Here is a 20,530-nt window from a genome sequence, read left to right as displayed (position 1 = left end):
TATGAAAAAGTGGGGCCGAATCATATGAAGAAAAATTTACAAAGACAAAGGGGGAGCGAAAAAGCGCAAGTTAAAAATACGCATTTTCGTTCTTGGAAGAAGGGTAAGAAGTGGTTATTCGCTTCTTCGCTGGTGGTTTCAATTATCGGTGCGGGCGCCTTAGAATCAGGGAAAACAGTTAAGGCCGACGTCACAACCGACACGATTCAAGTGGCACAGCAAGTCGACCAAGCTGCAGCAAGTGCTAAAGCTGCTTCATCGGCGGCTGTCCAAAGTGAGGCTTCAGCGGAGACAACTAAAAACGTTGAGCAGCCTTCTGCGCCATCAGTGGCAACAGAGACAGTCAAAGCAGTGGAAAGTTCTGCAGCAGCGCTAGTCGCAACTTCGACACAGGCGCAGAGTGCAGCAGCTTCACAAGCAACTGTTGCAACCGCCGCAACACCTGCACCTGCAAACAGTGGCGCAGCAACCACGACCAATGCGGCATCCTCCGCTGCTGCGGTTGCTGCTACAAAGGCAGGAATGGACTTTGCAGCATCAATTGATGCAACAACAGCAAGTTCCAGTGCACCAACGTCGCAACAATTTGCTGATCTCTTATCATCAGCGGCATCTTACGCGAAAACGCCAGCTGGCAGCGCTGCTTTTGCCCAGCTTGGCGATAAGCTCCAGAGTGCAGCAAGTCTTTTGAGTGAAGCTGGCTCGTTGGCGAATGACCCTGCTGTTTTGGCTTTTAAGAAGCAACTTTCAGATGCAGCTGCTGATCCTGCCAAGCAACGGGCATTAATTGCGGAATTTAACACAACGTCACAAGGCAAGGCGTTAAATTCGTTAGCAGCAGTCAAAGCATCGTTAGAATCACTGGCAAGTACGCCTGAAGCAAAAGCAATGCTGAACTCACTGTCATCGAGTATTTCGGCGGCATCTGCTAACGCTACTAAAAAAGCAGCCGCTAATTCTGCTGCTGTCGCTGAGTTCATGAAAACCGACGCCGGCAAGAAGCTTCTTGATGAAGCTAAGCTGGCAGCCGATTCGGGTGCTGCTCAGAGTTCTGCGGCTGTGACGGCATATCTGCAGACTGCTGATGGTAAGGCATTATTGGAAACCTTGAAGTCGTATGCAGATATTCCTGAGTTTGCCGCGTTCAGCAAAGCCATGACGGCAGCAGAAAAGGCTTCCGATGCGACAGCCATTCAATCCTTAGCTGCATCGTTCTTTGCAACAGATATCGGTAAGGCATTTGCGGATGATTTGCAGAAATACGAAGCCAAGGATTCTTATAAGGCGATGACCAAGCAAATTAATGATGCACAGGATGCAGTTGCCAATGAGCTGAAGTCGTCCATCTCGAAGGCAAGCATGTCAACTTCACTCGCTGGGTTTGATTTAGGCGGGATTGTGAGTGGCATTACCGGAACGATCTGGAATGTCGTTTCATGGCTGGCGACGAATATCAATCCAGTGCGACTGGTTCCGGATCTGACGGGACTTGGTGAAATCGGTAAGTTTGTTGAATCGTTGGTCGGCGGTGCCATTGGTAGCACGTTCTATGGCACAATTGCAACAGGCGTCGGTGGCTTTGGTGCCTTTCTGGTTGCCGGGATCCCTGGAACGATTTTGAACTCGATCCTTGGGTTAATTCCAATCGTCGGGATTGTCGCCAATGCAAGTACCGCTGGTGATATTGGTTGGGCGCCAGGGATTACGGGGTGGTTAGCCGGTTTGATCGGTGCTCCGCTTGGTGCTTACTACGGCGCCACCTCGGGTCCTGGTTTAGCTGATAAAGACGGTAACCTTGACACCGTTGTCAGTGGTACGGCTTTAGGATCTGCAATCGGTGCGCTTGTTGGCGAAACCCTAGGCGACTGGATCATTTCGTTCCCTATTGGCACACTTGTTGATGGGATCGCTGGCTTCATCGGTGGTGTTATTGGTGTCATCGGCCTTGGGATTATTGTCGATCCAATCATGTTCCTCGTAGTCGGCTGGGTTACTGCCTTGACGGATACAATTGCAACGCTGGTTGGTACACCAATTGGATCAGTTATAGGCGGTGCCATTGGTGGCGGTATCGGCGCTGTTGCAAGTCTCCTTGGTTTGAACCTTCATTTGCCAAACCTTCAGTTGCTGATCAAGGATGTTGGCTCATTACCTGGCATTTCTGACTTGATCAACACCGTCCAGAGTCTTGCTTCCAAGGCTGGCAAGCTAAAGACAAAAGACATTAAGTTGTTCCGTGGTGCTCGTTTTAATCCTTTTGATGCGATTGTCAGCGCTCAGGATGGTAATGGTAAGGATATTTCAAAATCTAACATCAAGGTTGAAGGAAATATCTATACTAATTTGCCAGGTAAGTTTTATGTTAAATACTCCTTCGTTAACGAAATGAACGATAACGAGGTGGTTACCGGTTACGCGACAGTCACGGTCGCCTAGGTGATATTTATGCAAGAAGAATTGAAACTAAAACCAATCTCGCTGCCAGTTGGATTGCGGTTTGATCCAAGCGATGTCGTTGTGAATGCTACGTATTCAGATGGTGCCGGTGTACCAGCGGCTAAGCTTGAATACGAAGGTCAGGTTTGGCCTACTAATCCAGGTTTCTATCCTGTTAAAGTTGCGTTTTATGACGAGGTATCTGGTAAGAGAGTTGAAGAAAAGACAGTTGTCACAGTCCACGAAGTTGAGTAAGAAAGTTTTTATGTGAACAGTCACATCAGTTCACTGAAGGCGGGAAAGAAGTTAATCCGAGCTTTTGGGTTGACTTCTTTTTTTAAGTTTCAGTGCAAAAGATCATGATTTGAACAAGGAGACTGTTTTTGCAGTTATGAGTGAATTGCTTAGACATTAACGTTGGCAATTATGGAGAAGGAGATTAAATAATGGGGAATCATAGTGGGCAAAGGTGGCTTAAACAACAAACCAAGATCACTCGGTTTAGAAGATGGAAATCTGGAAAGAAGTGGTTGTATGCTTCGAGTGTGATTGTAACTTTTGCAAGTGGGGTATTTTTGGCGGATACAATCATGACAAATCATGTCAGGGCAGATACGCAATCGGATATTGAAACTGCCATTAAAGTGGCGGATCAGGTCCAGAAAACAGCAATTCAAGTTGCTAATACACAGAATTCTGAAGTACCAAGGGACAGGAATGCTGATTTGCAAGTGACTAGCGACCAAAATAATCAACCAACTGTTGACACTCAAGAAAAAGCAACAATATCGCCGCAGCAAGAGACACAACAAGTTTCGACAACAAAAGAGGCATCACAGGCAAGTGCACCTACCTCGCATCAAAGGAATGAAACGGTTGCAACAACGACAGAAGAGCCGGTTGTTCACTTAGCTTCTACAACTTCCGAAAACGATCCGAGTCGCAGTGCACAAAACGTTTCGCAGCCTGCTGCCACCGCCGAATTAACCAAAAACGATAAATATACTGAAGAAGGGTCTTCAGTGAGTGCTGAACTTCAAAGCATCGCTGAAAGTGAGATCAAGACTAGTTCTAGCGTCAGTCAAGATCCCACATCAATCACTCCCACCGCAACCAGTGACGAAACAGGAAAAAATCAAGAAGCATGGATTCGTCAAGCCATCAATGCCAGTCTTCACATTGATCAGTACGTATCCAATGTCAATCAGAGTCAAAATGAGGTAAAGCTGGAAGAAATCACATCATCATCAGCTGCTAATCACGCGTCAGCAATCATACTAGGCGCAACGAGTACATCAGCAGCAGCGCAACCGTGGCTTACGGCTCCGGACCTGAGTCAGATGGTCAAGCAAATTAGTGACGTCTACAATTTGACACTTGGAGATGCCGTTAAGTGGGCCATCAAAAATGGTGTTAATGGTGCTCTAGATGGGCTTTCCGCAATCGTTTCCGGGTTGCGGTCCGTAGCAGGATCGCTGCCAATTGTTAATGTGATTTTGCCACTTGCTAGTGGTGCAATCAAAGCTGCCCAAGATGCAGTTACTGTTGCCAATTCGCTTGGCATTGACCCAACCGGTTTGGTTTCCGGCGCACTAAACCTTGGCATTAACACGATTGGTAAAGCGATTCAAGGTGTGATCTCACCGGTATTAAAAGCCATTCCATTTATTGGTCAAAATCTGGCAAACTCCATTAACCCACTTTTAGATACTGCGACGAATCTAGGACCCGCTTCGATCGTCAAGGCGGTGGCGGGGGTTGTTGGACTTTCAGGTGTTTTGACCGGCGTTTCAAACATCACGGCCACAGTTGCACCAACAATCATTAACGCACTGCAAGGCGTTTTGAATATCAGTGTGTCAGTGGTCAATGGGATTGCTTCGTTTGCCGGATCGGCAATGACGATGTTTAAAGATGTTCTTGGCGGCATCATGGCACCAATTCAATGGGTGATTAACCAAGTGAAAACAACGATCCAAGGATTGTTTCCGGGTTCATCCAGTACCGGTGCAGCGACAAATAACAATAATGACAAGAACCATCAAAATGGTGACTCAAAGACGCCTGCCCCTGAAACCCCTGATGCCACCAATAGTGATAGTCCAGACACATCGAAGAGCACTACGCTAACACCATACATTAATCTTTTCGATATGAGCATTCCTTTGGGCACGCGTTGGAATCCAACTAAAATGTTAATAGCTGCTGTCGATTCCACTGGGAAAGCAGTTAGCTTGTCAGACATCAGAATTGATGGTACGGTTCCGGTAACATTACCAGGAATTTATTTTCAACGTTTTGAGTTTACCGATCCCAACGGCACTATCGTTACCAAAATGGGAAAAGTTAGAGTGGGAGGTAAAGAATCTTATGCCATCCCTTCTGACAGTGCCACGCTTGCTAGTATAACGAATGCTATCCAAGCCTTGCCGCACACTGACAGCAACCTTGCCTCCAGATTCACTTCCACAACGAATTACCCGAGCAAAGAAGCAGTTTATCTTGCTGCTAATCCGGACTTCAAACCAGACGCCAAAGAAATCGCTGCTGAATTTCTACAGTATGTCAATCAGCTACGCACGCTAAATGGCCAGAAACCGCTGACTTATTCAGCCAGTGAAGAGGCTTTTGCCACGAAGCGGGTTCAAGAAATTATGACGAACTTTAGTCACGATGGTTCTCATGGATCAACTGAGGATATTGGAGCCAGCAAGGGGATTATTGAGGACATGCGCTCTAATCAGGAAATCGCCTATTATCTGGTCATGGATTGGTATGATGAATCGGATAATCCGGAACCGATTGGCAATGGCCATTACGGTCACCGGGCTAATCTGCTGTATGGCGGTCCGACAATGGGGTTGGCATTTGCCCAATCGCCGAGCGAAAAAAATCAGTACAGCTATTATTACGCTTTTGAAGCTCCAACTTACAGTGATAAAAGCCTGTATGATAAGGCCTTGGCAATGGCCAATGCAAAGACAAATCCCCAAACAGTACCGCTCCCAGACACAACTTTTGTTTATGTTGACTCGCCGAAATTTGCAAGTCTTCAAGCACAGTTGAAACAGTTACAAACTGAACAAAAAGCAGTTGCGCCAAACCCGGCCCCAGCAATTAAAACCGTGGCGATCGCGTAATTGGGCTATTGGGTGCAAAAATAATGTTGCGAGATAATCGCACACGTCGTTGTTTTAAAAGTTACTGACAATGAAACGTGTGAGCCGATTTTTAGAAAGGAAGATGAAGATGGGCCTATTTTCCAAGAAAAAACGTCAGATCAGGATGATCTTCTCGGTGCGTTGGAGAAGCAACTGCGTAGGGCTGGGGATGATGGTCTCGCAGGCCTTGCGGAGTTGCTGCCCCGAACGGACACCAACGGTTTACAGACAGGGATCGCAGGGTCAGCGACAGCCGATGAATCAGAGTCATCCGGTAACGAGGGGGAAGCGCAGGCGGATGACGTTCCTGAAAAGTCTGAAGTAGTGAAAAGCAAAAACTGGACGATGAACATTTCCAAAGGTGCGCAACTGAGCTTTGCTAACGATCAGTTAACACTTTATGTTGATTCTGAGCAATCCGCGAGCAATCAAGCGGCATCTTCGGCTTCAGCGGCCGATGCTAATGATGCTGCTGATTTGAAAGTAACTGCTACTGAAAAGGAGAAAAAAGAAGGCGAAGCGTCAACTCCGGCAGCAGGCATGGCTTTTAAAACGGACAATGTGATTGACATTGATCATTTCAATCATAAAAGTCTCTCTGAAGCTGATGCGCAGGCTTCCGATGCTGCGGCCATTGCATCAGCAGGTGATACCCGTACCGAGATAGCCGCAACCGCCTCATCGGATTCGGCAAAAACAACACAACAACTTCAAGATGGAGAGAATGACTCGACCCCGGAAATGAATGTAGCCAAGTCAGCTTCACAAGCCTCAGCTGGAAAGGTTATCGAAGTCCCACCAGAAAAGAATGGAGAATTGAGTTCAACAGCAAACTCAACCCATTCACAGGCTCCAACTGAGGGTAGCTCTGGCGCATCTGCACCTAAACAACAGGCTACGCAAGTTTCGGAGGATCAACCGAGTGTTGAGCATGTAACTACCGAAAAGCCAAGGGTATCTGACCAAGCTTCCGACTCAACTGAAGTGCCTAGTGCCACAGATCGCAGCTCGGAGACGCAGACCGCTGTGATGGTCGCCATCAAAGCACTTCAGCAACAAAGCCAAACGAACCAGGAACAAATAGCGGTCCTGTCCACGAAACTTGCGCAGCACTTGGATGCTTCTACTGAGCTTGAGCGCACACATAGTAAAACGGTTAATAAACTTAGCGAGATTTTGATTAACCTGATTGTGACTAAGAATGAGCTTGAACAAACGAAAAAGGATTTAAATGTTACGAATGAAGCGCTTGGCAAGATTCGCGAACAGGTCAAACAAACACATGAAGAGGTGCTTGATCGCCAAAACGTTCAAAACGAAAGCCAGCATGTGCTTGTGACTGAATTGCAGGCCAAACTCCAAGAGGCACAAAAGTCGATCAAGACATTAACTGACAAGTATGCAGAAAGTCAAGAGCAAACGAAAACACTGCAAGATAAGGTCAACAATCTGCGCTTTGAAAATTTGCAGTTACAACATCAGATTGAGGACAGTAAGATGATTCAAGCTGAATAAACGATCTTTTCGGTCAGTATCAGAAGAGACAACAATAAGAACCCAGCGCGGTGAGCTCATCTAAGTGAGCAAAGCGCTGGGTTCTTATTGTGTGACCGGTTTGCAACCGAGTTCTTTTTCTATAGAAATTTTGGCTAATGATCAATCAGCGGGCATCGAAAGTTGAACCGGTAACGGCGCCTGCTTGAGCACATTAACATAAAGTGGCAGCTTGGCCTTTTTGGCTAAAGTACTTTGCGTGGTGACGTTGTTGGTGATAAATGCCTGTTGCTTGTGATCGGCCATCCAGCGAGTAAAGTCGTCTGTGTCGACAACGGCTTCATCGACAAATGGCACTAACTTGACGCCGGAATTAGCGGTTAAATCACGGTAGGCTTTGGATTTGAAGTTGCCAATCATAGCGCCTTCCTGTGGGAATGACTTTTGTAGCCACCAAACGTTGAGAGCTGCAAGCGAGTCGAAAGAGTTGATTTGCAAACCGGCTTCGTTGAAGACGCTAATGTCGCTCAACTTCTGACCTTGATAAGTTGCTGAAACGACGAGCAAACCATCGCGGCGGTAAAATTCTTTGCGCGTGATACCGTTGGCAGCGTCATAGAACGTGTTGGCCGATAGCACACCATTCTTACGGAAGAAGCTTTCTTTCGTGAGTTTGTCACCTTGACGATAAGCAATTTTTGAAATGAGCTTGGTCGGCTGCTTCTGGGCATCGAGTTGATAGGTGACAAGCATGTTCGTTTGCCCATCTGGCATGGTGATGGTTTCGGCCGTGTGGTTCTCATTCCATTGCCGATTTTTGATATTGGCAGGTAGCGTTGCCGCATTCTCGCTACCCTCACCAGCATTTTGCAATTGATAAAGGCAGTTGATGATTTGGATTTCATCTGGATTGAAGTTGTTAGCCGTTGACCAGGCATCGATGGTCGGGACCAAATCAATGTTGAAATAGGTCGTGAAAATACCGACCTGTTTCTTCGGCATTGATTGCAACATGTCGCTTAATTGGGGTAAAGCTTCAAAGTCATGAGCAGAGAACGAATCAATATCCAGAATTAATGGGGCATAGTCAGCTTCACTCAAAGCATGAACTGGCTGTGAGAAGTTCAACCATGCGGTGATGCCATCAGTGAGCGTATGCAACTGGTCATGTAAGCGTTTGGACTCGTCTGTTAAATCGGCCTGTTGATGCTCAAGTTTGTCTAATTGCGCTTTGTCGTCAGCCTGATCACTGGCCACTTTAGCCTTCAATGTATCGAGCTTGCGTTGAGCATCGGCGATGGCTTGGCCATTGATATTTTGTTCGCTATTGATTTTGCTGATTTCATCTTTAGCTTGGTTAATTTCATTGATAATATCTTCAAGTTGCTTCTTCAAGCTAATCTGCGTTGCGGTCAGCTTTTTTTCACCGGCCTTAATGTCATCAATTTGCTTACGATGAGCATCGGCAAAAGCGAGAACTTTTTCCGGATCTTTGATACCAGAAAAAGCAGACATGATTTCCTCTTCTTCCTGCTTGAATTTCTTACCCTGCTCAAGAGTCATTTGTGCTTGCTTTTCCAGAGATCGGCGCTGGCGGTTGAGATCATCAAGGACGCCTTGTTTGGACTTGAGCTGAGCTGCAATTTTATTGGCTTGGTTCTGTAAATCGCTAATTGTCTTTTGCGCAGGAACTAACTCGCTACCATCATTTTGGGCCATGCGTTTTTGCATGACTTTGATGTCGCGTTGTGTTTGGGCCAACGTCACCTTGTTTTGGGTTAGAGCGGCCTGCAAATCGGCACGTTTAGCAAACATATTCGTTTGAAGCGTTCGCCGTGCTTCATTGTATGTAGAAATCGCTTGTTTCAAGGTGTTCTTGGCATTGTCAATTTTAGCCGAATTTGCGGTGATATTTGTTGCTTCGGTTTGTGCAGCCGGATTTGGTGCAGCTGCCGATTTCTGCTCGTTCTGTGTTGGCTTTGTCATTGCCGGCTTATTGTCTTCTTGTGACTTGGTTGAAGAAGTTGCCACATGGGTACTTGTTGAAGCGGCTGAGGATGACTGAGAGCCTATGTGTGCGTTAGCGGTTGATGCTGAGGCAGATTCCGTCAGCGACGAGGATGTTGATTTAGCAATAGTCGTTGTGGTAGACGCGGTAGCAGAACGCAAATTGGCAACTGGACGATCCGTTACCGCGGTTTTCGTCCCTGTTTCTGGAAGTGAACGCGGTTTGGAAGTGACTTCTTGTTTGGCCTTAACAGATGAAGCAGACGAAAACAGACTAGTACCGCCATTTCCTGCAGCAGCGCTCGAGTTTTGTTCGCTTTCTTGTTGGAGCTTGTTTGGCTGATTGCGTAAAAACTGATTCCGCCCTTTTTTCCCAAAAATACTCATTCTTAAACCACCCCATAAATTAAGTTTTCTTTTTCTACTAAACAATTGAAGCATTATTTCTCACCTGCTAATTGTCTTGTTCTCTTGTGTCAGTTCGTCATCGTTTTTGTCCAGACCGCTGATTCTAGTTGACGCATTGCCTAGCCTCAATCGTATTATAAAGCATAATTACATGGCCGATGCACGTATTATTAAACTTGTCGTCGTTAATCTCAAGAGGTTCTGGCAAAACATCGGCATCAAGCAACAACATTGTTTGGCTAACCGGCGTGATGACAATTAGCCGGATAAAACTGTTTCTTTTAAGTACAATTAAATAATGAGAAACAGGCAGAATCCCATGTGCCTATTTTACAGCAAAGAGCCGATTTAAAAAAGAATTTTATCGTTGAATATTAATTATTCTAAAGCTGAAAATTCTTTTCGATTTTTTGATCTTGACTGGCATTTTAAGAGATATCCACTCCAAAAGTGGGTGTTGAGGTGCGTTCTGAATCACGACCATGTTATAATTATTAGTGTTGTTGGCTTTTGCCATTTACTATGGAAGACGCAAAACATTTCTTTGTTTATAGGCATTAAAAGGTTGCCAAATAATGAGTACATAAGTGACTTTTGACGTTTTTGTTTGCGACGGTGACATTGTTTGGACCATGCGCGTCTGGTTTGTTTCACCAAAGAACACGCATTAAATGAAGGTAGGGTGCAGTCATGGGCTGGTTGTCGAACAGATCAAAAAAGAAACAGGAAACAACGAATACAGCTAAAAAAACAAATGATTTTGTAATAAGCGATGATAAGCAGGACTTTTTTTACTTAGAGACGTTGCCAGAAGATATGTCACAGCAACTGTGGGCAAAAATTGCAACGGTGATGAATCATTTTAAAAACAAAGAATCGGCCCCAGCAATCATTGATGGCGGGTTCGGCTTTGGCAAAGTCTCACGTTTCATGCGTTATCGAGATAAAGAAAAGCTGTTTTTACCACCAACGTCATACCATAATTTTTATACGTTCCTACACCACCGCGGCAGTGTTGGACACGCAACGGCCACATTTGGTAGTGAGTTTACCAAGGAACTGACGCCTAAGCATACTTTGGGGACGCATGCGACACGTTATGTTGATCAAGATGGGCAAACTGCGATTAAAGTCGAACGTGATGACCAGGAGCGGGTGCAGGTTGTTAGTTATTTTCGCGATGGTAAGTTACGTCGCGAGGATAGTTACGATCACCAAGGGCGCCTGATGATGACCGAACGTTTTGCTGAAATGCCGAATATCCATCGGCAAAATGCAACGGATCCGTTTTTTGTGACGACTTCGGTGCAGCGTATGCTGGTTGACATGAGTGGGCGTCCGGTCATCGTAGCATTGCCGACTTTTAATCAGTTTTGGGTAGAGTCGGAAAGTGGGGAGCCGATTAAGGCCTTAGATGATGAGGCTGAGTTAATGGTTTGGTGGTTGTTGCAAAATTTTCAGCATACTAACCGTAAACTTTATATCGATGCTGACAGTGACCTGTTTGCGCAACTTATTGATGAGCCGGCAATACATCCGCATTTGGTGCCGATTGTTTATGACAAGCCTGACACTGCGCTCCTAGCAAATGTGAAGTCACCGGCGTATTTGATCAGCCAGCAATTTGTTGATGAACCGGGTGTTAAGAGATTGGCAGGCGACGTGTTGCCGATCTTAAGTTGGCATGAATATATGCCTCATTGAGTGGGTTGGCATCAGTAGAATGAATGCGGAGGGGAATAATGGTTTATTTTTTAACATATCGCTTTGAAGGCGGTACACCTAGTGGCGAAGAGCAGGTACAACGACTCCAATTATTTGCGGATCACCAAGTGCCAGCAAGTATCATTGTCTTGAGCGCGCAAGAAGATCTGGATGAGCAGGTTCAAAAGGCTCATTTACGGTCGGATCAGGTCATGTCACTTATCGATGTTTTACGTGGCACTGACACCAGTGAGGGAAAACCACTTTACACGATTGGCGACATTATGAAGCTGAACGATTATCAAACCAAGACGGTTGATCACCATTTACAATTTTTGAATGGTGACCATTTGATGTATGCTGTTACAGCTTTTGACGATGAAGCTGAGTTGACCGCACAGCGGATTCATACCATTACGTTCTTTGGCGATAACAACCGTAAAAGTTATGCCGAGTTTTATGATCGTCAAGGCAATAAGGTGAAAACCGTGTATTTCCAGGCAGATGGACAAGTACGATTAGCCGTGTATTTTTATGCGGATGGAACACCCCTCTTGTTTTGCCAGTATGATGGAAATGGTATTTTGCATCATCTGACCGTGTTAGACTTGGCCGGACAATCAGCCGAGTTTACGGATTGGGCGTCGTTTGGCAGATACTGTCTAGCACATGTGATAAAGCAACATCCGGGTAAGCTATTTGTGGATCAACCAAGCCGCGTTTTGCCCATGTTAGGACAAGAAACGGTGACTGATTTTGTGCCAGTTGTCAGAACCGAAGAGGATGTCAGTGCCATCAGGCAAACCGAGCAGTCAAACGGTAGTCGCGCTGCTTTTGGGCAATTGATTGCTGATCCGCAAGCCTCCTTTGCGTCATCTTTAACGCAACATGGGAAGGTAGTACCCATTGCGGCAACAGTGAACCAGCAGTCCACTATTCCGGAAGTTACGCCATGGGAACAGCGCCTGCCTGGCCGAGTAGCGATGGAACTAGACAATCAAAATTTAGCGATTTTTGAGCAGTTACTGAGCACGTTATCAATGGTTAAGATCAAAGAGAAACAGGTGAAGTTGAATCTCTTCGTCCATCATCAAGATCAAGCGTTGGCTCAGCAATTACAAGAAAGCATCGAGACGCTCGGATTGTCTTCAATTCTAGATATTCAAACCCGATCATTAGCAGATTCGGGCGACTTGGCGCGGGTCATAGCATTTATCGTGGCAGATCTAGGCAACTTGGGAGATGCTGATTTGTTGAGCTCGCTCACTTACGGTACGCCGGTCATCACATTTACCAAAGCGGCTGACCAGATGCTCAATGGTGCAACCAATGGCGAGCTTGGCATTGTAAAGCTCAGTGATCAAGTGCTTGACGCGGCGACTGATATGTTGAAATTATTAACGGATCAAACTTGGTGGCAGCAGATCAGCGATCAGGCGGTGGCAGCAGCCAAACCATTACGCGGCCTAACTGGCTGGGAGCTATGGAAAATGGTATTGTAACCATTGACATGGTAAAACTATCAGACGTGCAGAGATGACAACGCATTGGAGGAATGGAACGTGCGAAAATTAATGAGCTTATTGGTTCTAATGGTGACGATTGTCGGCATTGCCGGTTGTCAGTCAAAATCGTCAGATTCGTCAGCAAAAAAATCTTCGACGATGGTCACGACCAATAAGTTTGACCAAAAGGCGCTTCAGAAACGCTATACCAAGATCTCGGATACTGTGATCCAAACCTTAACCAAGATCACGGTGAAAGACGACCAAAAAGACATTATGGCGTCGGCTAAAAAAGGTGTTGACGATTTAGACAAAATCACCTTGGAACTGCAGAATAATCAACCAGCGTCTGGGATTGGCACAAAAAATACCAATGCTGACCTGACCAAGGCGCTGATTACATACAGCCAAACCGCCACCGATGCTCTGAAGAGCCTGCAAGGGAATGATTCGAATGCTTTTCAGTCGGACGTCAAGAACTTCTTCAGTCAAGCTGCCAGCATCGGCAAGCAGTACTTTAACGGCCAATTGCCGGTTTCCATTCAAAACTTTTCCCAGAATCGCCAAGCCGTTACAACGATTCCAAGCAAATAAAGGGCTTCTATGAGACATGGTCAAAGGTTAATTTGTGCTTGACCGGAAAATGGTGCCGTTCAAAAAGTTCCTACTTGGGTCATTGACTTTCCGCAACTTTGACACTAGTATAAAAGCAATTTAATCCTTCAAAAATGCAGAGAAGAGTAGCGGCGATGCAGGTATGCAGCGAGTCCGGAAGATGGGAAAGGATAACCAAGCGAGCCGTGAAGATGAGCTCTGCAATATTGTTAGTTTGTTGACGCAGGCTAGCCGGTCGGAACCGTTAACTTTCCGGACCTCGCAATGGGCGCTGCAACGGCACGCTATTGCGGCGTCGTTGAGGCATTGCTTGTGAAGGCAATGTAAATTTGGGTGGTACCACGTGACAGCACTCGTCCCTTTGATGATAGGGGATGGGTGCTCTTTTTGTGTGAGCGTGAGCGGGCGCGGTTAGAAGTCGGAGTGTAAGTGGCCTTGGGCGTGATGGCCCGGGTTTAGGCCATTGCGCCCAAGGTCCTTACACGCAGACTTCTGCGCCGGGGAGCGCGTTATAGAACACAAAAGTAGCATTTAACCGTCCTCCCAATCTGCGCAAATATCCCCACAACGCAAAAAGAAAGAGGCCATTCATATGAACTTTATTGTAGATCCAAGAGTACTAGCACTTGGTGTCAAAATCCGCGGCGTTGAATTGACCGGCGTGGATAACCACGCGTACCCGCAGGCACTAAAAGAAATGATTGCTAACGAGATTAGACAAGTCCTGACGACGTTGGATCGAGACCAAATTAAAACGGATCCGGTCATTCAAGGCTTTTGGGATTTGCATCGCGCGGTGCATTTGCCAAAACGCAATAACACGCCGGCACCGGCAACGTTGCTGAAGCTCATCCTGAAACGTGGTGAGTTGGCACCGATTAACCCGGTCGTTGACTTATATAATTTAATTTCGATTCAAAGTCATTTAGCCTTTGGTGCCCATGATGTTGACCGCATTGATGGTAATGTCAATTTGCGACTCACGACCGGCACCGAGAAATTCATCCCCATCGGTGCAAATGGTCAACCCGAGCCCGTCAAGGCAGGCGAATATGCTTACATTGACGACAGCAACGAAATCATCTGCCACTTGGAGACGCGCCAGGTGGAAAAGACAAAGGTGACGGCAGAAACAAGTCATCTGTACTACATTGTGCAAGGCAATCAACAGACTAGCCAAGACTTTGTGGATCAGACGGCTGAACAGGTCATCGATTTAACAACGAAGTATTTAGGCGGTAAAGGTAGAATGTTAAATTAAGTTTGGTAATATTGCGTGACCTGAAAATTGTATTGACGAATGTAGCACGGAAAATGATGAAATTAAAATAAGCCACTAAATGAAATGGTGGGAATATACTGTTAAAATGATATCCTTGCCGGCTTCGTTGTGAATGCCTTTAAATCCAAGTTGCATGAAAATAATTGTGAAGATTCACGAGATGACGGATTGACACAGAATATTAATCAACTCATAATCAAGACGATGAAGAGTTCTATAATTCATGTACGCTTGCTAATTTCTTCAGTGTTTCGAGTCAGAGAAGAAACTGATGATTAATGCCAGTGCGCAAGAGTTGCGTTTTCAAATTGAACTTTTTGATCAAGATGGTATCTAGGTTGAGAAATGCTTGGTTGGTACAATGGGGTGAATGATATGAATATGAAGAGCAAGATGATCCTATTTCATGGACACAGCAATTATGCAGAGCCTTTAGTGCATGGTAAAGGAACTGGTTTCATGGGTGACCCTGAAAAAGGGCATAAATTGGTCAGAGTTCTAAAGGGAATCGGACTAGTTCTAGCCTTCTTTTTGACGTCACAAATTTTCTTTGACCAAAACTATGGAATTGAGAATTCTTCACCAAACGTTGTCTATGCGGATGCAGATAAAGTATTTGGAAACGGTCCGGCAATCGAAGATCCTAAAGCGGTAAAAGTTGATTATCCGGCGCAAGTCACTTGGGCATGGGATTTAAAGGGCCAGTCTGGAAGCCAATATGACAACGGTGATCAATCAGTTCCGACGATCGGCAACTTGGGAGACCTGGACGGCAAAAATTATGTTGGTACGATTGTTGAAGTTCACGCAAGAGTTGCTGAACACGATTCCTTCAGTGGCTATGACGATTTGATAACGTTACCCAACGGCAAATCGTATTGGGTTAATGAAGTTGTTATCAAGAAGCTAGCAACTTTTGGAAACGGGCCAGCGGTTGAGGATCCTAACGCAACAAAAGTTGATTATCCGGCGCAAGTCACTTGGGCATGGGATTTAAAGGGCCAGTCTGGAAGCCAATATGACAACGGTGATCAATCAGTCGCAACCATTGGTAATTTAGGTAACTTGGATGGCAAGAATTATGTCAATACAATCGTTCAAGTCAACGCAAGGGTCAAAGAGCATGATGTGTTCAGTGGCTATGACGATTTAATTACGCTGCCAAATGGTAAATCGTATTGGGTTAATGAACTTGTCATTAAGAAATTAGCGACAGTTGGAAACGGCCCTGCGTTCGAGGATCCGACTGCGACCAAAGTGAATTATCAAGTAAAGATTACAGGAGACTGGTTTTTAAAGGGCCAATCTGGAAGCCAATATGATAATGGCGATATGTCAGTACCGACAATTGCAATGCTCAGCGATCTTGATGGCAAGAATTATGTTGGTACGATGGCTCAGGTTAGTGAAAGGGTCAAGGAAAATCTCCCATTTGGCGGTGGCTATGATTCCTTAATCACGCTGTCAAATGGCAAATCATATTGGGTCAATGACACTGCACTCGAAAAAGTCACACCTTCTGACCAATATAAAGTCCTTTCAGTTACAAAGTATGCTGCCGACACGTCTGACATTACCAGTGACCGAGATTTTCGAGCCGATGGCAGCAGATTCTATACCATCAAACCAACAACCGATTCGTATCCTCTTTACGCAGACACGTTTGGTAGTTCAAATGTTGTTGGGCAATCTTCGGATCTAGTGGGTACTTATTACCTGGCCTCTGAAGAAGAGAAAGTTCAAGCGCCAGATGGCACTCAAACTACAGCAGTTCATATCTCTAACGATAATAAGACTTGGTATTGGGTTGACAAGCGTGCATTAAGCACGGGATCTGACGGCTATAAAACAGCTTATGAAGGCATGATTGGCGATGGACCAAATGGAGCTATTAAATACTGGGTTTCCCCCGACGATCCGCTTGCAAGTGAAATTAAGGCAGCTGCTGATAAATGGAATGCCAAAATTCCTAATCTTTTTGTGGAATCGGATTCGCCAACAGATGTGAATCTTAATTTTGAAGAGAAGAACTTACAAAACGATGGTGTATGGGCGTCGACTTATTTCAAGATTTACCAGAATAATGTGACAAAGGCATATTCTTTCGGCAATGAAGCGACCGTTGCACTTAACACTGGCGGTAGTTCAAGTCTGTTAGTTAACAAGGAAAAAGATGATCAGGGAACTGTCAACATTATCGAGCATGAATTAGGACATGTTTTAGGCCTTGGTCATTCTGGAGCAGACGGTGCCTCTTGGTCGTTCTACACGTCACCGACTAACCTGATGTATACAACGACAGACGGTACCTCAAATGATTATAATTCACTTCCGGACACCATGGTCAATGTCATTAAGTTTATTCGTTCGCTTGGCTGGACTTATGTTGGTCAGCCTAATGCAGGTGAAGCAAGTTCTAGCGCAAATCTAACTGTCAAGTGGGTTGGTATACCGTAACTTTCAAAGAATGAAAGTTGAGGAGTTATAAAAGTCCCGGGAAACCGGGACTTTTTGTGATTATTCAGCTTTTCTTTTCTACTCCAGCACCTCATATTCCCTTAAGAACCTTCTGCGCGACACCACACGCTGATTGGTAGCATCCAGAAAATCGCCTGTATACCCATATGCGTAGACGCCAAATCCAGCATCGGTGTCGCCAGCGACCATGTTTGGCTTTTCAGTGATTGGCGGTCTCAACGCTGCCATTAAAATGCGAACACGGTTGTCTAACCAATAGATTTGATTTTTGTCTAAAGCGTCCTTTACCCAATCAGGACGTTCACCGGTTTGACTGATTTCCCAAACAGAGGCTGGTTTGCCTTTATAGAGGACTCTTATGATTGTCACCGTCCTTGTTAAGCGAAAATAGTGATGGAATCGTGGATAACTAAATTGACCCAATCATAATAACACTTCGTCTCTTCGGCAACAGCAGATTTCTTCAGCCTAGCCAGAACAGCTACAACTAATCCTCCGATGACGATCCAATCGCGATCATGCGGGAGCATTCTTTGGCCACAAGGGGATCATGGGTCACGATAATCACGGTTTTTCCTAGCCGATTAATGTTCTTGAGTTCGTTTAAGATGAGGCTGCGATTGTCGCCGTCCAGTGATCCGGTTGGTTCGTCGGCAAGGATGAGTTTGCTTGGCTTGATGAGGCAGCGGGCGACAGCAACGCGTTGTTGTTCGCCACCGGATAATTCAAATGTTTTTCGGTCAGCATAGCCGTTCAATCCGACTGTTTGAAGCGCATCGTCAATTTGTTTTTGCCGTTGCGCTTTATTTAGCTTGAGGTATTTCTGGGCGATTGCCAGGTTTTGCCCGACTGTTTCGTCATCGATCAGGGCAAAATTTTGGAAGATATAGCTTATTTTCTCGCGAATAGTGCGATTGGCTTGGCGGCTGTTGGGCTTAATATTCTTGACGCCATCGAATTCGTAGGTGCCCGAGGAAAAATCGTCAATCAACCCGATGATGTTCAGTAAGGTTGACTTGCCTGAACCACTTGGCCCCATAATAGCAACCATTTCACCTGTATCAATGTGGAGATTGAGGTTATCAAAAATTGTTTTGGAAGCGAACGTCTTGGTGACATTGGTCAAGTCGATCATGGCTTATTCCCCCTTCAGAACCTGGACGATATTTTTATTTTCTTCGTGATAAAGCATGGCAAAAGATACAAGTAGATCACAAGCAGCCAAGATGAGGCCAACCACGATGGCGAGCGCTGATTTCTGAAGCATAAAGGCGACGATGATTTGGGTCACGTACATTAAGAGAAGGAAGCCGATAATCTGTTGGTAGCGGTCAACCAACTTGATGCCTAGCACGCGCAGAACTGATAATTTGAACTTGTGCGTTTCGAAGTACAAAAAGCTGGCAAAGGCAGAGACGATAAGCGAGATCAGGAAGGTGATGATCAACAGGCCAGCAGAAATCTGTAAGCCTAGTCGCGAAGAATCGGTTTCGTTGTTTAAGATCGAGCCGATCGTGGCAAAGCGCAGTTCGATGCCGCCAAGCTTTTGCGCGTTTGTCATGGTCTTGAGTTTTTGCCGGTTTTGTTTGGTGTTCGTGATTCTCAGCGGGTTTGAAACGTCTGCAGTTAGCAATTGATTTTGGCTTTTATAATCAATTTTTTGCGGGTTAATCACTTCGAAAATGGGGTTCGAAGTGGCGTGCCATTTACCATCATTGGAGAAATATTTAGCCTTTTCACTGGTCGGCGTGTAGTACTGAAGCGCGACTTTTAACTGGCCAGGCGTCGTTTTCTTTTGTTCAGCTTCGGACAGTCGATCGTAGGCGAGTAGCTGGCTCAAAAGCTTGATATGCCGATCATTTTTGCGGGAGATTGGAATCAAGAACTGATTAGACAAATGCTTTTTAGTAGAAAGGTTAAGCGAGCGCAGGACATTTTGATTAACTCGAACAACCTGATAGGCGTCTTGCGGTTTGAAGGTACTTGCTGCGGGATAACGGGTCAAATTTCGCCGCGGATATACGGTGCCTCCGGAGATGAATTCGGCGCCAAGTTGCGTATCCAATTGCGAGAAAATGGCGCCGAGCCTAGCCTCATTTTTACCGTTGTTCAATTCGAAGTTTTTCAGTGCTTCGCCTTCAAATCCTAGTGAGTTAATCGTGAGCTTTTTTCCAACTTCAGCCACCTGATTGTAGCGCTTCGTCGCGGTGACAATGTCTTTGATGTTGGCCAGACTGCCGATTAAGAGAACCGTGGTCAAAATGATCATTACGGCTTTCAAAATGGCAAGGAGGCCAGTGCCGAGTTTAAAACTAATCGCATTTTTAAGGAATCGGACGACCTTAATACTGCGGATTAACACGAGGACAATGAGAATAGCAATCACAAAAATCATCAGAACAGCTAACTGTGAGGCACCCAAGAGTGTCCAGAAACCTTTGGGAAAATAGTCAAAGTAGAAATAGCAAGCCGCCAGCACTAGCACACTTGATGCAAGTGTCGTGATGATGGGCAGACGATAGAGTTGAAGTAAAATGTCGCGGGTTGACAGCCCGACAATCTTCCAAACGCCAATCGGTTTGATCCGGCCCATGGCTAAGGCGAGCACGCCTAGTAAAGACAGCAGTGCCAAAACACCAAAAGCAATCGCGTACATTAACAAGTCCCGATTGACATATTCTTTTTCAGATTGTGTTTTTGGTGTCAGCAACTCTGACTCGGGAACGTCGAAAAATGCCGCAAATTCCTTGGTGATGGCATCTTTGGAAGCGCCAGTGGCGGGAATGATAGTGTAAATACCGTTGGCCGATTTGTCACCGTTCTTAAAATAAGCTGCCATGTTTTGGAGGCGAATGTTGATGCTTTTTCCGAAAACCGGAATATGCGGCTGACCTTTAGAAGAAGCAGCTTGAGTATAAGTGGCGTTGGGCTTTTCGAAAAGCTTAACGGGCTGAGGATTCTGGAAGAAGTTGGTGTAAGGAAAACTTGACTGATCAACAACGGCGGATTTTAAAACAGTTTGGTTCGGAAAATCAGTTCGCACAATTGAGGCGTGGTGTTTTTTGGCCAATTGCTCGAAAAAGCTTAGCGTTGCTTGGGAACTTTTAGTAGCGTTGGCCAGATAGATCTTAAACGAGGCCGGCGTTGATTCAATGTTTTCGACTCGGATTTGATCGTTAGTTTGGAAAATGTTGATGACAAATAGCGATGCCAATAGAACCATGAGCGAAAGAAAAACACTGACAATTCGTTTCATGAACGTGCTCCCCCTTAAGTGCAGTTTGACGCTGCCATAAACACAAGTTCGAAGAACAGCGATCGCCCTGATTACCCCAACGACAGGACGTTTGCCTTAGTGTACTTCAGATTTTATGAAAGCGTCTACAAAAACGAACTAACACAAAAACTTTTGGCTTTTCGTGATTTATCAAAATGGCTTT

13 protein-coding genes and 1 pseudogene are annotated in these 20,530 nt (G+C 45.5%); 10 read left to right on the top strand and 4 right to left on the bottom strand.

Annotated elements, in window-relative coordinates:
- Positions 1-24: 24 nt before the first annotated feature.
- From LACZS1_RS11525 to LACZS1_RS11510, 5 genes and pseudogenes are all read left to right on the top strand, one after another.
- The gene (locus tag LACZS1_RS11525; protein WP_070652040.1) at positions 25-2,436 is read left to right on the top strand and encodes a KxYKxGKxW signal peptide domain-containing protein; all 2,412 of its coding nucleotides are present in this window, start codon (positions 25-27) and stop codon (positions 2,434-2,436) included.
- A 9-nt stretch (positions 2,437-2,445) separates the two neighbouring features.
- Positions 2,446-2,691: a bacterial Ig-like domain-containing protein gene (locus LACZS1_RS11520; RefSeq protein WP_070652041.1), complete on the top strand. Its 246-nt coding sequence runs from the start codon at positions 2,446-2,448 to the stop codon at positions 2,689-2,691.
- Positions 2,692-2,882: 191 nt separating this feature from the next.
- Positions 2,883-2,990 (top strand): annotated as a pseudogene (locus LACZS1_RS14165) (KxYKxGKxW signal peptide domain-containing protein); the annotation flags it as partial.
- Positions 2,991-3,026: 36 nt separating this feature from the next.
- On the top strand, positions 3,027-5,576 hold the full coding sequence (locus LACZS1_RS11515; RefSeq protein WP_168165313.1) for a CAP domain-containing protein: 2,550 nt from the start codon (positions 3,027-3,029) through the stop codon (positions 5,574-5,576).
- Between the two features lie 162 nt (positions 5,577-5,738).
- On the top strand, positions 5,739-7,112 hold the full coding sequence (locus tag LACZS1_RS11510; RefSeq protein ID WP_070652043.1) for a prolipoprotein diacylglyceryl transferase: 1,374 nt from the start codon (positions 5,739-5,741) through the stop codon (positions 7,110-7,112).
- Positions 7,113-7,253: 141 nt separating this feature from the next.
- Here the strand turns inward: LACZS1_RS11510 and LACZS1_RS11505 are convergent, their stop codons facing one another.
- Positions 7,254-9,485: a coiled-coil domain-containing protein gene (locus LACZS1_RS11505; protein WP_070652044.1), complete on the bottom strand. Its 2,232-nt coding sequence runs from the start codon at positions 9,483-9,485 to the stop codon at positions 7,254-7,256.
- Between the two features lie 837 nt (positions 9,486-10,322).
- Here LACZS1_RS11505 and LACZS1_RS11500 point away from each other — a divergent pair.
- The 5 genes from LACZS1_RS11500 (at position 10,323) to LACZS1_RS11480 (ending at position 17,069) form a co-directional block, all read left to right on the top strand.
- Positions 10,323-11,210, top strand: coding sequence for a hypothetical protein (locus tag LACZS1_RS11500; RefSeq protein WP_143450883.1), 888 nt, complete (start codon positions 10,323-10,325; stop codon positions 11,208-11,210).
- A 38-nt stretch (positions 11,211-11,248) separates the two neighbouring features.
- Positions 11,249-12,712, top strand: a complete 1,464-nt coding sequence (locus tag LACZS1_RS11495; protein WP_070652046.1) for a hypothetical protein — start codon at positions 11,249-11,251, stop codon at positions 12,710-12,712.
- Between the two features lie 60 nt (positions 12,713-12,772).
- Positions 12,773-13,309, top strand: a complete 537-nt coding sequence (locus LACZS1_RS11490) for a hypothetical protein (RefSeq protein ID WP_010492491.1) — start codon at positions 12,773-12,775, stop codon at positions 13,307-13,309.
- A 613-nt stretch (positions 13,310-13,922) separates the two neighbouring features.
- Positions 13,923-14,591: a B3/B4 domain-containing protein gene (locus LACZS1_RS11485; protein ID WP_274804376.1), complete on the top strand. Its 669-nt coding sequence runs from the start codon at positions 13,923-13,925 to the stop codon at positions 14,589-14,591.
- Between the two features lie 396 nt (positions 14,592-14,987).
- Positions 14,988-17,069 (top strand): matrixin family metalloprotease, encoded by a 2,082-nt coding sequence (locus tag LACZS1_RS11480; protein ID WP_093997882.1) that lies wholly within the window; start codon positions 14,988-14,990, stop codon positions 17,067-17,069.
- A gap of 78 nt (positions 17,070-17,147) precedes the next feature.
- Here LACZS1_RS11480 and LACZS1_RS11475 read toward each other — a convergent pair whose 3' ends face one another.
- The 3 genes from LACZS1_RS11475 to LACZS1_RS11465 form a co-directional block, all read right to left on the bottom strand.
- Positions 17,148-17,450 carry a hypothetical protein gene (locus tag LACZS1_RS11475; RefSeq protein ID WP_070652060.1) on the bottom strand — a complete coding sequence of 101 codons (303 nt, stop codon included), beginning with the start codon at positions 17,448-17,450 and terminating at the stop codon, positions 17,148-17,150.
- A 127-nt stretch (positions 17,451-17,577) separates the two neighbouring features.
- Positions 17,578-18,225: an ABC transporter ATP-binding protein gene (locus LACZS1_RS11470; RefSeq protein ID WP_070652048.1), complete on the bottom strand. Its 648-nt coding sequence runs from the start codon at positions 18,223-18,225 to the stop codon at positions 17,578-17,580.
- Between the two features lie 3 nt (positions 18,226-18,228).
- The gene (locus tag LACZS1_RS11465) at positions 18,229-20,346 is read right to left on the bottom strand and encodes a DUF1430 domain-containing protein (protein ID WP_070652049.1); all 2,118 of its coding nucleotides are present in this window, start codon (positions 20,344-20,346) and stop codon (positions 18,229-18,231) included.
- Positions 20,347-20,530: the final 184 nt, after the last annotated feature.

Origin of the sequence: Lacticaseibacillus zeae subsp. silagei (assembly GCF_030770335.1) — a bacterium.
GTDB classification, from domain to species: Bacteria; Bacillota; Bacilli; order Lactobacillales; family Lactobacillaceae; genus Lacticaseibacillus; species Lacticaseibacillus zeae.
This window is presented reverse-complemented; position numbering and strand designations above follow the sequence as displayed.